The organism is Pseudoalteromonas sp. JC28 (genome assembly GCF_013319255.1).
GTDB lineage: Bacteria > Pseudomonadota > Gammaproteobacteria > Enterobacterales > Alteromonadaceae > Pseudoalteromonas.
The window spans coordinates 517,522-531,584 of record NZ_QOKX01000001.1 but is presented as its reverse complement, the minus strand read 5'-3'; the positions used below and the strand labels follow the sequence as shown (position 1 = coordinate 531,584).

Below are 14,063 nucleotides of genomic sequence, written 5' to 3'. Positions count from 1 at the left end.
TTTTTAACAATTAAGATTCGTCGTTATAATAACGTTCTATTTGGTCCTTTAAGTTAGGCGGCACACCTTTAATCGTAAGTGTATCAGTCGCAGCATCATAAATAACCCGCTCACCCAAATGCTTACGTTCAAAGCCAACGCTTACTCCACCGCCGAGCCCAGAAAATTTCACCATACTCGTTACTGTCTTTTTATCGACAGGAAAGCTTTCTTCCAGCTCATAGCCCTGCTCTTTATAAAAGTCTTCAAACTTTACGTCTGAAGACTTAGAAAGCGTCTCGGACAGTGTATTAACATCTGCGTCCTCGCCGCTTGAAACACAGTCGTTACAGTAATCAAAAATTTCCTTGCGGATGTCGTCTTTTTCTGACTTTTCAAATTGCTGTGTAGACAAATAATCCTCAACCGCGTGTAACATAGTTTGTGATTGCTGCTTTGGATCGATCCCCTCTTCACAACCAAGAAAATCTAAAAAGAAATCAGCAACTTTTCGACCAGCACGCCCCTTAATGAAGGAAATATAACGGTTTTCTTCTGCGGCTGTATCCCAAGCATCTAAATCGATTCTAGCAGCCAATTGCATACGTGAAATATCTAAGTGTTTTGCTGCGGATAAGTCTAAGTCTGAGGTAATCGTGTAATGCTCTTTAATATTAATCAGTGCAATCATAATAAAATTGCTGGCAACATACTGATAATGACAAAACACTAAATACCCAGTTTCATGAAATGCATATTTATTAAGCTCTTCTTTAAGCACATTGGTTGCTTCTTGGGTTAAATTCCAAAAGTTAAGCTCATTATTTCTATAACTCTGCATCGCAGACGCGACCACACTGCTTTTTTCGCCGCTAAAAGCACAGAACCCTTTACCCGGTTTGCCATTGTAGGCATGGTGCAATTGTTCAATGAAAACATTAACTTTGTCATTGATTTGCATTTCATCGTCACGTAGATGTATTTCGGTATCTTCGTCTTGTTTGTCTACATAGTGAACAACTAGTTTTTTTACCTCAACGCTCATCTTTGTTTTTCACGCCTCTAATGTTAAAATGTAAAAATTATTGCTTTTATAAATTGAACCAACTGATGCCTATCCAATCAAAGTATTCCAATAAACAAGTAGAAGAAATTGTTGACCAATTAGTTAATGTATTAAGCTCGCAAAACGCACCAGTTGATCTCAGCTTAATGTGTTTGGGTAATTCTATCACGCACATTCTAAAAGAACATGTTCCAGAGAGTAAGAGACTATCTGTTGCCGAAAATTTTGCCAAAGCACTTACACAATCAGTAAAGTAACGGAATGAATCTTACACCGCACAGCCCTTTTTCATCAAAAGCAAGTCAATTACTCAGCTGGGGACACTGGTTTACCTTTGCTAACATTGGCTTGGTTTTATTGATTAGCTCAGTTTATTTGTTCGCCGACAAAGCGCCAAGTACCTTTGTCGGTTGGTTTTATATGCTGATCACGTGGATAAGCCATACCAGTTTTATCACTTTTTGTGCGTTTGTATTAACTATCTTTCCGCTTAGTTTAATATTCCCTTACCCGCGACATATTCGCGGGATGGCTGCAATTATTGCCTCGGTTGGTATTGTTGTACTAACAGTGGATGCCTTTGTTTACCTACAACTTGGCTACCATATAAACCCAGCTTCGCTTTCCGATATTTTTGTTTTATTGTGGGAAACCTTAGTCGGATCATCCCTCATTAATCTCATTATTACCATTGCAATGCTTGGACTGGTGCTCACTTTTGAACTACTCGCAGGTAATTATGCTTGGCGTCATTTGGCCGAGCTTAAATCCTATAAATTCCCTCGCTATGCAACGGGGACCATTGTTACCTGCTTTGCGCTCAGTCACAGCCTGCATATTTGGGCCGATGCGAATGCCTTTTTCGATATCACTAAGCAAGATAATGTATTACCTCTCTCATATCCTACAACCGCAAAGAGCTTACTCGCCAGACACGATTTACTTGATATCGAGCAGTATGAAGAAGCGCACTCATTGAGCATTGGTGATACGCATTCAAAATACAAAGCCCCTGTAATTTCGGCGGTATGCAAAGAAAAGAAAGATACCACAGAGCAACCTATCAACGTTTATGCTTACACAGATGAGGCGCTGTTCCAAAAAACAGCAACAGCACTTCAGAGCAACGGTAAAAATAACGTGTTCCGAATGGATTCTGTTTTACGCGCAGGAAATAGCAGCGATGCGCTATTCAGCCTGATATACGGTCTACCGAGTTATTATAAAGAGTCTGTCCTGCTACAGCAGCAAGTTCCGGTATGGTCAATTAATAATGACTTAATGAGTGTTAATGCTAATGGCGAGTTCTCTTTTGTTCCTTCTCATCAAGCAAGTAAATTAACAATCATTGAAGTAAGTGACGAAATTGACATTGATAGTTCAAAGCCGTTCGTGGCAATTGATATTAGTGCACAGCAAGCGACGGTGTTAACCAGTTCTGCAGTAACGAACATTGAGCTGTTTGCTCAGGCTTCTGGTCTTGTGCAGCCCAATGACATCACCTACACCCTGTTAAGCTCTTATCTAGGCTGCGACCCCCTTGCTCAACAAAGTATGCTGGCATCGAACATTAAAACTCGCTCTCATGCAGAAGGCGTTAACTTTACGCAAGGTGTCTTAGTTGCCTTCAAAAAAGACAAAATCACCTTAGTCAATCAAGATGGTAGCTTCAAGCAGATGTCAGCAAAGGAAGGCTTTGTGTTAAACGGTAATTTAGATATTCCATTTTTAATACAAAGTATTAAGACATTAAAAAAATTCACGGCCCCTGAAGCGCAATAACCTTGAACAAAGTGGGATGTCATCTATGGTTAAGTAGATATTAACTGTTACAGCAAGGATGCCATATGCAATTATATCTAAAACTACTTGTACTGATTTTTGTTTCTACTCATTGTTTCGCCACAACAACGGTAAAATACTTTAAATGCACGACCGATAGAGGCATCGTTTTTAGCCAATTTCCCTGTTCGGCCAATGCGACCCAGCATACGATAACCACATCCGATCCTAAAGCCTCGGCTCCCTCAGAGCAGCACTATAAAACGTTAAACAATTTGGAACGTAACCAAATTGCGAAAAGGACAAAGCGTGCACTCAGAGCCAAACACCATGAAAAAGCCGTGCTCAATCGCAAAAGAGATACCGCAGTTAGAGAGCAACAAGATCAATTAACTAAACTGATGAATGAAGACAGGCGCAAAAAGGTCGTCAGACAAGTTAAAAAGGAAATAAAGGCCATTAATAAGGCACATGCTAAAGCGATTAAAAGCCTAGAGAAAGAGATTTCAAAATTAGAAAAGCAACTCAAAGAATATGAGTGATATAACCGCTCAATTACATTGGTTGTTTTTTGAGAATCACACTTGGTCTATGCGCATTCGCTATAGTTATGCAAATACCTTAACTGGTATTACCAGATGACTTTTCGCACATTACCTTGTAAAGTGAAACCACTCCGCGTGGATAATTTATGAGGGATGTAGATGCAAGCACAGCAGTTAGCAGAGCGAATTTTATCAGGTTTTCAAAACCACTATCACGCATTTGTAAAAATTACCAAACTGGCACCCATCGCTTTTGCTGCTCAAAATTGGGGAGAGATAGAGCGGATAAGTAAAGCGAGGATCAGCCAATACGATAGTAAAGTTGATGAAACCGCACGGAAGTTAATACAACTCTATGGCTCTACGCAACTGGATGAATCGCTATGGTATAAAGTAAAACAGGCTTACCTTGAGCGTCTTACCTTTCACCCTCAACCAGAGCTTGCTGAAACTTTCTATAATTCAGTTTTTTGTCGCCTCTTTCACCGCCGATATTACAATAGCGATTTCATTTTTGTTGAAACCCAGCTTGCTAACGCCACATCACTCCCTGTAGAAGCAGAGTATCGAAGCTATTTTCCAGTCGTCAGTGGCCTCAAACCCACCATCAAAAGAATCATTGAACACATTGACTTTCATTGTGAATTTGAAGATTTAGATAGAGATATTCGACTACTCGTTAAGGCGTTTCTTAAACAAGCACCTAACACCCATCATCAGGCGCACTTAATGCGCTTCGACATCCTCAGCGCACCTTTCTATCGTAATAAAGGCGCCTATATTGTCGGCCGAGTGGTATCTAAATCTGGTGTACAGCCGTTTATCATTTCGGTATTACACGCACAAACTGGGGGCTTACTGATCGATGCGCTGCTTACCAACAGCTCACAAATGCGGGTGATTTTTGGTTTTGCGCGGGCTTACTTTTTAGTAGAGACCCACGCCCCATCTGCGCTAGTTAAGTTTTTAAATCAACTCATGCCAAATAAAACAAAGGCTGAGCTTTATAACGCCATCGGCTTTCATAAACAGGGGAAAACCGAATTTTATCGTGAGTTTTTACACCACTTAGCTAATTCCGAAGAACAATTTGAAGTCGCTCCAGGTACACCGGGTATGGTGATGATGGTATTCACTCTGCCAAGCTTTCCCTATGTTTTTAAAGTGATCCGTGACCAATTTCCAGAAAGTAAGCCATTTACAAAAACAACCGTTTTAGAGCGCTATCAACTTGTAAAACGCCACGATCGCGTAGGTAGAATGGCAGATACAATTGAATATTCCGATGTGGTGATCCCACTTGCACGTATTTCACCAGCCCTTTATCAGCTATTGCTGGACTCTATCTCTCAAAGTATACGTATTGAGGGGGATAATATGGTGATAAAGCACTTGTATATTGAACGCCGTATGACACCGCTCAACCTCTTTGTACAGCAAGCCGATGAAGAAACGTGTGAGCAAGTCATTAGAGATTACGGCTATGCGCTCAAAGAAATGCTCGCTGTAAACATTTTTCCAGGTGACATGCTGTTAAAAAACTTTGGCGTGAGTAAACACCATAGAGTTATCTTCTACGACTATGATGAGGTGCAATATCTCACGGAAATGAACTTTAGAGCGCTGCCAAAACAAGGGCTAGATAATATGTACGACTCTGGCGATATTTCCAGTGCACCACAAGACGTCTTTCCTGAACAGTTGTGTACATTTGTTCTGACAAATCCTACACTAAAGGAAATGTTTCTGCGCCATCATGCTGATTTGGCTGAGGTGTTGTTTTGGCAGCAAGCACAACGAGATATTCGTGAGAAAGTCGTAAGACATATTTACCCTTATCCACATGACAATCGCTTTCTCCAAAATGCCAAAAAAGAAGAATAATACAAAGGAAAACTGAGTGAACATTAGTAAAATTGACCTTAACCTGCTGGTTTACCTCGATACCTTACTTCGAGAATGCAATGTAACACGTGCCGCAAATCAATTAAGTATTACCCAACCGGCAATGAGTAACGGTCTTAAGCGTCTCAGAAACCTCTTTAATGACCCTATTTTAGTACGTACCAGCGAAGGCATGGTGCCAACAGAGCGCGCGCTTGAGCTGCAGCCTGTGATCCGTGGCATACTCATGACTTTGGAAGAAACCTTAGCCCCTAACAGGGAGTTTGAAGCAGCGAGTAGTAATCGAGTGTTTAGGATTATGGCCAGCGACTATGCTGCAAGTACGCTTGCGCCGAAACTTCTAACTAAACTTCATGAGGAAGCCCCAGATACGACCCTTGATATTCTCACGCCGAGTGATGTTACTTTTCATGATGTAGAAAATGGCAAGGTAGACATGGCAATTAACCGCTTCGAAAATCTACCGCAATCGTTTCACCACAAACGAATTTGGAAGGATAGTTTTTGCTGTCTGGTGAAGTCCGATAACCCCGTTATTACCAACTTTACGCTTGATGCCTATTTAAAATCTCGCCATATTTGGGTAAGTAAAACCGGATTTGGTGTTGGGGTCGGAATGGATCCCGCCGATGTACAGAAACTTGGCTGGGTTGACGAGGCACTCGCACACTTTGGAAAACACAGAAACATCGCAACTTTTACACGTAATTACCACGTTGCAATTCACTTAGCAAAAGAGCAGAACTTAATCGCAACATTACCGTCAAAAGCCGCGAATATCTATCGTGATGATCCGACCTTAACAGTTTTGGAGCCGCCATTCCCTATTCCGCCGTTTGAGTTAGATATGATTTGGAGCCCGCTATTACACCGTGATGCAAGCCACATTTGGCTGAGACAAAAAATCGCTGAGGTAGCTGAAGAGCTAGCATAGCGATATAACTAAGCTTTGCTTTGGTGCGCTTTTTGAAATTGGTATCGCCAGCTAATTGAACTATCCTTTTATCTATATGCATAAAAGGTGCAATAGAGCATGGCGAAATTCTCTTATAGAGCAACGGTTGATAGTAAAGAGAAACTTATCCACGCAGCCGCATACGGGGAATGCGTGGAAGCCAATATCATCGAGATGTACAAAAATTTAGGGCTTGCACTTAAATCGAATCAGCTAAAAAGTTTAGTTATCGACGTCTCTCAATTACATATCACCTACGACTATCCAAGCGTGCTAACCGTTTTACAAAAACTCAATCAATTTGTCGATGGGATTACTCTTGCCCGAGTTATCTCCCCCTCAGACACCAAAAGTGGATTAATTGAAGCATTTGCTGAAAAGCACGGCTTAGCGATTAAAAACTTCGAGAACTACAACGACGCAGTGGCTTGGGTACATGCTGTGAATACATAAAATAATTAAGGAAATTCAGAATAAAGTCATGAAATTAGTGATATTATTTGCCGTTGGTCAATAGCAGATGGCCAACCATAAGCAATTTTTGAACAACCTTTATTTCATAATAGGGAACTATGGAACACTATATCTCAACGTTCATTTTTTTCTTTGCGGTCATCGACCCCATTGGCACCATTCCAGTATTTATCGCAACCACTACTGGCTTTGATATTGCGACGAAACGAAAAATAGCGGTAAAAGCTACACTGGTTGCAGCAATTGTGTTGCTGTTTTTTATTATTGCGGGCGAAATCATTTTAAACGCGATTGGTATTCCCCTACCTGCATTCGCGATTGCCGGAGGCATCGTACTATTTATCTTTGCCATGACAATGATTTTTGGCGAGGGTAAGCCAAGTGAAGAGATTAAGTTAGACAGTAAAGCATCCGATACCGCTATTTTCCCTTTAGCAATGCCTTCTATCGCAAGCCCAGGGGCAATGCTAGCAGCCGTTTTGCTTACTAAAAACAGCGAAAACAATGTATTTGAACAACTCCAAACGTCGATTATTATGCTCAGCGTATTGGCTATCGTGTTGATATTTCTACTGGTTGCGACAAAAATTCACCAATGGATTGGTGATAGTGGCGCAAGTATCGTCAGCCGAGTAATGGGACTTATTTTAGCTTCAGTTGCAGTATCTAGTGTATTGGCGGGTATTAAAGAATATTTTATGTTGTAATAGAGAGTAACGAGAGGGTTAGCCCTCTCTTTCAACGCCAGCTCTCTTGCAATGTCATTGTTTCAAAATAAATTTCTTCACCGCTTTATTGTGTTCAGTCAGTGTTTTCGAAAAGTGGTGTCCACCATCTCCTGACGCAACAAAGTACAAGTATTCGGTTGTTGCTGGATTAAGTGCCGCATGGATCGCAGCACGAGATGGCATTGCAATGGGTGTCGGTGGCAAACCATCAATCCGATAGGTGTTATATGGTGTCTTTTCACGGATATCTTCACGTTTAATATCACCATCAAAGTGCTCACCGATACCATAAATAATGGTTGGATCTGTCTGTAAACGCATGCCCTTACGCAAACGATTGATAAAAACGGAGGCAACTTTATCTCGTTCTGCGACTACACCCGTTTCTTTCTCAATAATCGAAGCCAAGATCAAGGCTTCATAAGGCGTGTTTAAAGGAAGATCTGGCATTCTATTTTGCCACTCTTCTTCAAGCACACTCTGCATTTTGGTATGGGCACGTTTAAGTAAGCGCTGTGCTGAATCATTTCCATGATAGTGGTAGGTGTCGGGGTACAACCACCCTTCAGCTGAACTTTGCGATATATTCAGTTGTGCTGTCAGCTTATCAATGTCTTGCGTTAAGTAGGGGGCGCTGAGGAGCTTGTCTTTGACTTCCCAAATGGGCATCCCTTCAATGATTGTAAAGCTAAAGTTGTGTTGCTCCCCGCGACTAATTTTGCTGATGGCATCTAGTACAGTTAGCCCTTTAAGATCGTAAAAGCCCGCTTGTAACGCGAATAACTTAGGCTCTAACTTACTATAAAGTTGATAAGGAAAGCAGTTAGATAACGCCCCGCTACGCTGCCATAGATGACATAGCTGATTGAATGTTTGCCCAGCCTTTATCTCAACTAATGGCTCAGAGATATTAAGTGGTTCAAATTTAACCTTATTTATTTGCTGAGATAACCACCATGACGCTGCTGCTATCAAAAATGCGACTATGATGAACAGTTTTTTCATTTATATTATTTCCCTAAAAATCGCCTTTTCAATTCATGTAAGTCGGCGATATCGAAATGTTTATTCTCAATTCTTACTACAGGTACCAACTGCATTAAACTATTACAAATAAATACACCATCAGCCGCTTGTAACTCGTCAAAAGCAATATTTTTGACCCTAATATCGTGTTTACTTTCAAGTGCGGTTAAAAACACGCCTTTAATGCCTGAGCCACTAAGTTCTGGTGTATACAGCCTGTTGTCTTTAATCATGATGATATTTGCCGCTGACGCTTCAATCACCCTATCATTGATGTCCGTCACAATGACATCGTCACAAACCAATGTCTGAGCATCTTGTTTAATAAGTACTTGTTCTAACCGATTCAGTGTCTTTAATCCAGCGAGTAACGGCTGAATACCCAGTTTAACCCGGCTTAATGCGACTTCAATCCCACTCTGCTGCCAAGTTGTATAGTGTGAAGGAAAAGGTAATATCTGAATACTCACACTCAGCTTAGGCGTCTCAGGAGCTTGATAACCACGGCCCCCTTCCCCTCGAGTGATAAGGAGCTTTAGCACCGCTTCCCTTTTATCTTTAACTTGCTCTTGAACCAAAGACTCGATTTCGCCTAGTCGTAACTCAGGAAAGCCCAAGCGCTGCTGACATTCCACCAGTCGGTTTCTATGAAGTGGCCACAAATCAACATTTCCATCACGGACTAACGCGGTGGTAAAAAAGCCATCGCCATAGGCCAATCCTCTGTCAGTGTTAGAAAAAAGCTGTTGATTATCCACATCACTTTCCTTTTTAAGGGTATCAAAAACATAAAAAACTCGGCAATGCCGAGCTTTTTTATCATAACCTACTTTGCTATCAAATTACTAAGGCTGATCTACACCTTTTTAAATAGCAACGAACCGTTTGTTCCACCGAAACCAAACGAGTTACACAAAGTGTACTCTAGTTTCGCATCACGGGCAGTATGAGGCACATAATCTAAATCACAGCCTTCATCTGGGTTATCCAAGTTAATGGTCGGCGTTACTTTTTGGTCTTGCAGCGCAAGAATCGAAATAATTGATTCAACTGAGCCCGCAGCACCAAGTAAGTGACCCATCATTGATTTAGACGAGCTCACCATCACATTTTTTGCCGCAGAACCAAATACCGACTTAACAGCATGCGTCTCTGCAACGTCACCCGCTGGAGTAGAAGTGCCGTGTGCGTTGATATAGCCAACCTGCTCTGCATTGATCCCTGCATCATTCAATGCATTAACCATGGCCTGTGCAGCACCTGCACCGTCTTCTGGTGGTGATGTCATGTGATATGCATCGCCACTCATACCAAAGCCAACCAGTTCAGCATAGATCTTCGCACCACGAGCTTTCGCATGCTCATATTCTTCCAGTACGATCACACCGGCTCCATCAGCTAGCACAAAACCATCACGGTCTTTATCCCAAGGGCGAGAAGCCGCTTGCGGATCATCGTTACGCGTAGAAAGCGCACGAGCCGCGCTAAAACCACCCATACCAATTGGGGTTGACGCTTTTTCAGCACCGCCTGCTACCATCGCATCCGCGTCGCCGTACGCAATCATACGTGCCGCATGACCAATATTATGAAGGCCAGTTGTACATGCAGTCACAATCGAAATATTTGGACCTCTCAAGCCATGCATGATGGACAAGTGGCCAGAGATCATATTGATAATGGTAGACGGAACGTAAAACGGAGAAAGCTTGCGTGGACCGCTATTTAATAGCTTAACGTGGTTTTCTTCAATAAGCGTCAAGCCACCGATACCAGAGCCGATGGCCACACCAACTCTAGCGGCATTCTCTTCGTTAACTTCAAGACCTGAGTCTTTTAAAGCCTGTACACCTGCAGCGATACCATACTGGATGAAAACATCCATTTTTTTAGCATCTTTAGGGGAAATGTACTCAGTGACATCAAAGTCGTTCACTAAACCAGCAAACTTAGTCCCGAAACCTTCTGTGTCAAAATGCGTGATATTGCGAATACCACTACGGCCTTCTAATAAGCCCTGCCAGGTAGATGCAACATCATTACCCAGCGGCGTCAACATACCTAAGCCAGTTACTACGACTCGACGTTTAGCCACGGTGTCCTCCAAAAAGGGATTATTATAATAATTGGGGGGTCTAGAAAGAGTTAGGGCAGCGAGTGCTGCCCTAATAGAAAAGCTAGTTACTCAGCGTGAGCAGTAACGTAGTCGATAGCTGCCTGAACAGTAGTGATTTTCTCAGCTTCTTCATCAGGGATCTCTGTATCGAACTCTTCTTCTAGCGCCATTACAAGCTCAACAGTGTCTAGAGAGTCAGCACCTAAATCATCAACGAAAGACGCTTCTGATTTAACTTCTTCTTCTTTAACACCTAGTTGTTCAACAATAATTTTCTTTACGCGTTCTTGGATGTCGCTCATTCTTCTTTCCTTTATTTAAACGCTACTGCGTTAATTTTCAGATTGCGGCGCAGTTTACGACGCATCATTCTGGGATTCAAGGATTGACCCGTACTTTTTTTTCTGGTCAAACCTGTTACAAAGCTATGGATCTTTTTATCGCCTATTTTCGTGACGATTTCAAGTACGTTGTCGACAAGATCACAAAAATTTCAATTGATTTGTGATCTTAGCGGGTTAAACCATGTACATCGCACCATTTACGTGCAAAGTTTCACCAGAAACATAAGCTGCCACATCTGATGCTAAATAAACCACAGCCGCTGCGATTTCTTCAGGCTGACCTAAACGACCTGCTGGTACATTCGCCAAAGTAGCTGCTTTTTGCTCATCAGTTAGCTCATCCGTCATGTCTGTCTGAATGAAGCCCGGTGCTACAGTATTTACCGTAATACCACGAGATGCAACCTCACGCGCCAATGATTTTGTAAAACCAATTACGCCCGCTTTTGCAGCAGCATAGTTAGCTTGACCCGCATTACCCATAGTGCCCACTACTGAACCAATGTTAATGATACGGCCATTTTTCTTCTTCATCATTGGGCGAAGTACCGCTTTTGATAAGCGGAAAATGGATGACAAGTTAGTATCGATGATGTCATCCCACTCTTGATCTTTCATGCGCATCAGCAAGTTATCGCGTGTGATACCAGCATTGTTTACCAACACATCGATATCACCTAAGTCTGCTTTGATTGCATCCAAAGTTGCTGCGATTGAGTCGGCATCTGTCACGTTTAGCGCATAACCTTTACCATTTTCGCCTAGATACTCAGAGATACGCTCTGCTCCAGACTCACTCGTTGCAGTACCCGCAACTTTTGCACCTTGTGCCACTAAGGCGTTAGCGATTGCTTTACCAATACCTCGGCTAGCACCCGTTACTAGTACTACTTTTCCTTCTAAAGAAAATAAATTACTCATAATACTCTCGTTATTATTCTGCTGCTGCAATGGCAGCTAAATCATTTACCGACACGCACGACACTGAGCGGTCGATGCGTTTGACAAGACCCGAAATCACTTTACCAGGGCCGAACTCAAAAGTTGTTGTAACACCTTCTTTTGCAACCGCTTGTACAGTTTCAGTCCATCTTACTGGACTATAAAGCTGGCGAATAAGCGCATCTTTTATTGCTGCAGCATCTTTTGCAACAGCAACGTCAACATTGTTAATCACGTCAAACTTTGGCTCTGAAAAAGCGAGTATCTCAAGATCTTTAGCTAATTTATCAGCTGCTGGTTTCATTAATGCGCAATGAGATGGAACGCTAACTGCTAGTGGTAATGCGCGTTTAGCTCCTGCTTCTTTACACGCTTCAGAGGCTCGATTTACTGCTTCAACATGACCCGCAATCACCACTTGACCTGGTGAGTTGTAGTTTACCGGCGAAACAACATCCCCCTGTGCAGATTCGGCACACACCTTAGCAATCACGTCATCATCTAAACCAATAATTGCCGCCATTGAACCCGTACCAGCAGGAACTGCTTCTTGCATGTATAAACCACGTTTTTCAACTAACTTAACGGCATCTGCAAGGGTTAATACTTCTGCACATACTAATGCAGAGTATTCGCCTAGACTATGGCCTGCTAACGTCAGTTCAGCTTCAACACCTTTCTCTTGCCACGCTCTAAAGATAGCGACACTTGCGGTCAATAATGCTGGTTGAGTACGGTGCGTTTGGTTTAATTCTTCTTCAGGACCATTTAGCACAAGTTCGGCTAAATCGTAGCCTAGTGCTTCTGACGCTTCAGCGAACGTCGCTTTAACGATGTCAGAAGATGCTAATAATTCAGATAACATGCCCACGCTTTGTGAGCCCTGCCCTGGGAAAAATAATGCGATTTTTTGTGACATATTGTGCTCTTATTTTCTCTGTTGTCGCCACGTCCTCATGTCACTTAGAAGTGTTAGGGATGCGGACCTGACGGTTGTTTTTCTGTGTCGACCTGAGCAAACACCGTTTGGATCTTTTCAGGGATCTTACGTTGTACTTCTTGCGCAGCTTCTTCAATCGCGGCTAAAAATGCCTTAGTTGTGGCATTTCCGTGACTTTTCACAACAATACCGCGCAATCCTACCAGACTTGCACCGTTATACTGGTCGGGGTTCACCCTTCTATACAATTTTTTTATAACGGGTCGAAGTAAAAAGGCCAACGCTTTATAAAAAAAGTGCTTTTTTAACGCTTTGCTAAACTTATGCATGATGAGTTTGGCAATCCCTTCACAGGTTTTCAAGGCAACGTTGCCGACAAATCCCTCACACACAATAACATCGGCTTTGCCAGAGAACATATCGCTCCCCTCACAATAGCCTTGATAATTAATAACAGATGAGGATTTCATTAATTTTGCAGCTTGCTTGATACCATCATGACCTTTGATTTCTTCAGAGCCAATGTTTAGCAAGCACACTTTAGGTGAAGGAATATTTAATGCCTCTCCAGCCACGATTGAGCCCATAATACCAAACTGATAGAGGGTCTCAGGGTCACAATGCACATTCGCACCAAGATCAAGCAGATAAACGGGCTGTTTTTTCTCTGTTGGAACGGCTGAAATTAACGCGGGACGCTTGATGCCAGGCAACATTTTTAGCACATAGTGGGCCATAAAAAAGAGCGCACCTGTATTGCCTGAACTTACACAAGCCTGCGCTTCGCCAGATTTCACCAAATCAAGCGCAATACGCATTGAAGACTGCTTTTTATTTCTAAGTGCAGAGGCAGGTTCACAACCGTTAGTGACAACTTCTTTACAGTGTTTAATTTTGAGTCTTGGATGATCCAGCATATTTGCTTTAGTCAAAGCACTTTCAATAACTTGCTGATTACCACAGAGGATTAGATTTAAATTTGGGTGCTTAAGCACAGCAGCGATGGCTGCGGGGATAGATGAACGGGGGCCGTAATCGCCCCCCATCATATCTAACGCAATGGTTAGATCAGTCAGCATAAAGTAATCTCTTACTTAGAAATTACTTTAACGCCTTTGTAGTAACCGTCAGCAGTCACGTGGTGACGACGATGAGTCTCGCCAGAAACCTGATCTACAGTTAGAGCTGGTCCACTGATCGCATCGTGTGAACGACGCATACCACGACGTGCGCGTGACTTCTTGCTTTTTTGTACCGCCAT

At 42.4% G+C, this 14,063-nt stretch carries 16 protein-coding genes; 7 read left to right on the top strand and 9 right to left on the bottom strand.

The genetic code is table 11. The annotated features are described in order from the left end of the window. Window positions 1-10: 10 nt before the first annotated feature. The gene (yejK, locus tag DS891_RS02320; RefSeq protein WP_039497545.1) at window positions 11-1,024 is read right to left on the bottom strand and encodes a nucleoid-associated protein YejK; all 1,014 of its coding nucleotides are present in this window, start codon (window positions 1,022-1,024) and stop codon (window positions 11-13) included. 65 nt (window positions 1,025-1,089) lie between these two features. On the opposite strand from yejK, the gene DS891_RS02315 reads away from it, so the two are divergent. The 7 genes from DS891_RS02315 (at window position 1,090) to DS891_RS02285 (ending at window position 7,413) form a co-directional block, all read left to right on the top strand. Next, window positions 1,090-1,302: a DUF1414 domain-containing protein gene (locus DS891_RS02315; protein ID WP_174168738.1), complete on the top strand. Its 213-nt coding sequence runs from the start codon at window positions 1,090-1,092 to the stop codon at window positions 1,300-1,302. Between the two features lie 4 nt (window positions 1,303-1,306). After that, window positions 1,307-2,827, top strand: a complete 1,521-nt coding sequence (locus tag DS891_RS02310; protein ID WP_174168737.1) for a DUF3413 domain-containing protein — start codon at window positions 1,307-1,309, stop codon at window positions 2,825-2,827. Between the two features lie 65 nt (window positions 2,828-2,892). Continuing rightward, window positions 2,893-3,369, top strand: a complete 477-nt coding sequence (locus DS891_RS02305; RefSeq protein ID WP_010604990.1) for a DUF4094 domain-containing protein — start codon at window positions 2,893-2,895, stop codon at window positions 3,367-3,369. Window positions 3,370-3,531: 162 nt separating this feature from the next. Next, complete coding sequence (gene aceK / locus DS891_RS02300; protein ID WP_174168736.1) at window positions 3,532-5,256, top strand: bifunctional isocitrate dehydrogenase kinase/phosphatase; 1,725 nt, start codon at window positions 3,532-3,534, stop codon at window positions 5,254-5,256. Window positions 5,257-5,272: 16 nt separating this feature from the next. After that, the gene (locus DS891_RS02295; protein WP_010604992.1) at window positions 5,273-6,211 is read left to right on the top strand and encodes a LysR family transcriptional regulator; all 939 of its coding nucleotides are present in this window, start codon (window positions 5,273-5,275) and stop codon (window positions 6,209-6,211) included. Window positions 6,212-6,310: 99 nt separating this feature from the next. Next, complete coding sequence (locus DS891_RS02290; RefSeq protein ID WP_174168735.1) at window positions 6,311-6,685, top strand: hypothetical protein; 375 nt, start codon at window positions 6,311-6,313, stop codon at window positions 6,683-6,685. A 119-nt stretch (window positions 6,686-6,804) separates the two neighbouring features. Beyond that, window positions 6,805-7,413, top strand: a complete 609-nt coding sequence (locus tag DS891_RS02285) for a MarC family protein (protein ID WP_017219127.1) — start codon at window positions 6,805-6,807, stop codon at window positions 7,411-7,413. A 54-nt stretch (window positions 7,414-7,467) separates the two neighbouring features. Here DS891_RS02285 and mltG read toward each other — a convergent pair whose 3' ends face one another. The 8 genes from mltG to rpmF all read right to left on the bottom strand — a co-directional run bounded on the left by mltG (window position 7,468) and on the right by rpmF (window position 14,063). Continuing rightward, on the bottom strand, window positions 7,468-8,439 hold the full coding sequence (gene mltG, locus DS891_RS02280) for an endolytic transglycosylase MltG (protein WP_174168734.1): 972 nt from the start codon (window positions 8,437-8,439) through the stop codon (window positions 7,468-7,470). Window positions 8,440-8,444: 5 nt separating this feature from the next. Next, window positions 8,445-9,218 carry an aminodeoxychorismate lyase gene (pabC, locus tag DS891_RS02275; protein ID WP_368032155.1) on the bottom strand — a complete coding sequence of 258 codons (774 nt, stop codon included), beginning with the start codon at window positions 9,216-9,218 and terminating at the stop codon, window positions 8,445-8,447. A gap of 98 nt (window positions 9,219-9,316) precedes the next feature. Then, window positions 9,317-10,555 carry a beta-ketoacyl-ACP synthase II gene (fabF, locus tag DS891_RS02270; RefSeq protein WP_010604997.1) on the bottom strand — a complete coding sequence of 413 codons (1,239 nt, stop codon included), beginning with the start codon at window positions 10,553-10,555 and terminating at the stop codon, window positions 9,317-9,319. Window positions 10,556-10,641: 86 nt separating this feature from the next. After that, window positions 10,642-10,878, bottom strand: a complete 237-nt coding sequence (gene acpP, locus DS891_RS02265; RefSeq protein WP_010374019.1) for an acyl carrier protein — start codon at window positions 10,876-10,878, stop codon at window positions 10,642-10,644. Window positions 10,879-11,094: 216 nt separating this feature from the next. Continuing rightward, window positions 11,095-11,841 carry a 3-oxoacyl-ACP reductase FabG gene (gene fabG / locus DS891_RS02260; RefSeq protein ID WP_010604998.1) on the bottom strand — a complete coding sequence of 249 codons (747 nt, stop codon included), beginning with the start codon at window positions 11,839-11,841 and terminating at the stop codon, window positions 11,095-11,097. 13 nt (window positions 11,842-11,854) lie between these two features. Next, window positions 11,855-12,781, bottom strand: coding sequence for an ACP S-malonyltransferase (gene fabD / locus DS891_RS02255; protein WP_010604999.1), 927 nt, complete (start codon window positions 12,779-12,781; stop codon window positions 11,855-11,857). 53 nt (window positions 12,782-12,834) lie between these two features. Continuing rightward, on the bottom strand, window positions 12,835-13,881 hold the full coding sequence (gene plsX / locus DS891_RS02250; protein WP_010605000.1) for a phosphate acyltransferase PlsX: 1,047 nt from the start codon (window positions 13,879-13,881) through the stop codon (window positions 12,835-12,837). Between the two features lie 11 nt (window positions 13,882-13,892). Further along, on the bottom strand, window positions 13,893-14,063 hold the full coding sequence (rpmF, locus tag DS891_RS02245) for a 50S ribosomal protein L32 (protein WP_010374010.1): 171 nt from the start codon (window positions 14,061-14,063) through the stop codon (window positions 13,893-13,895).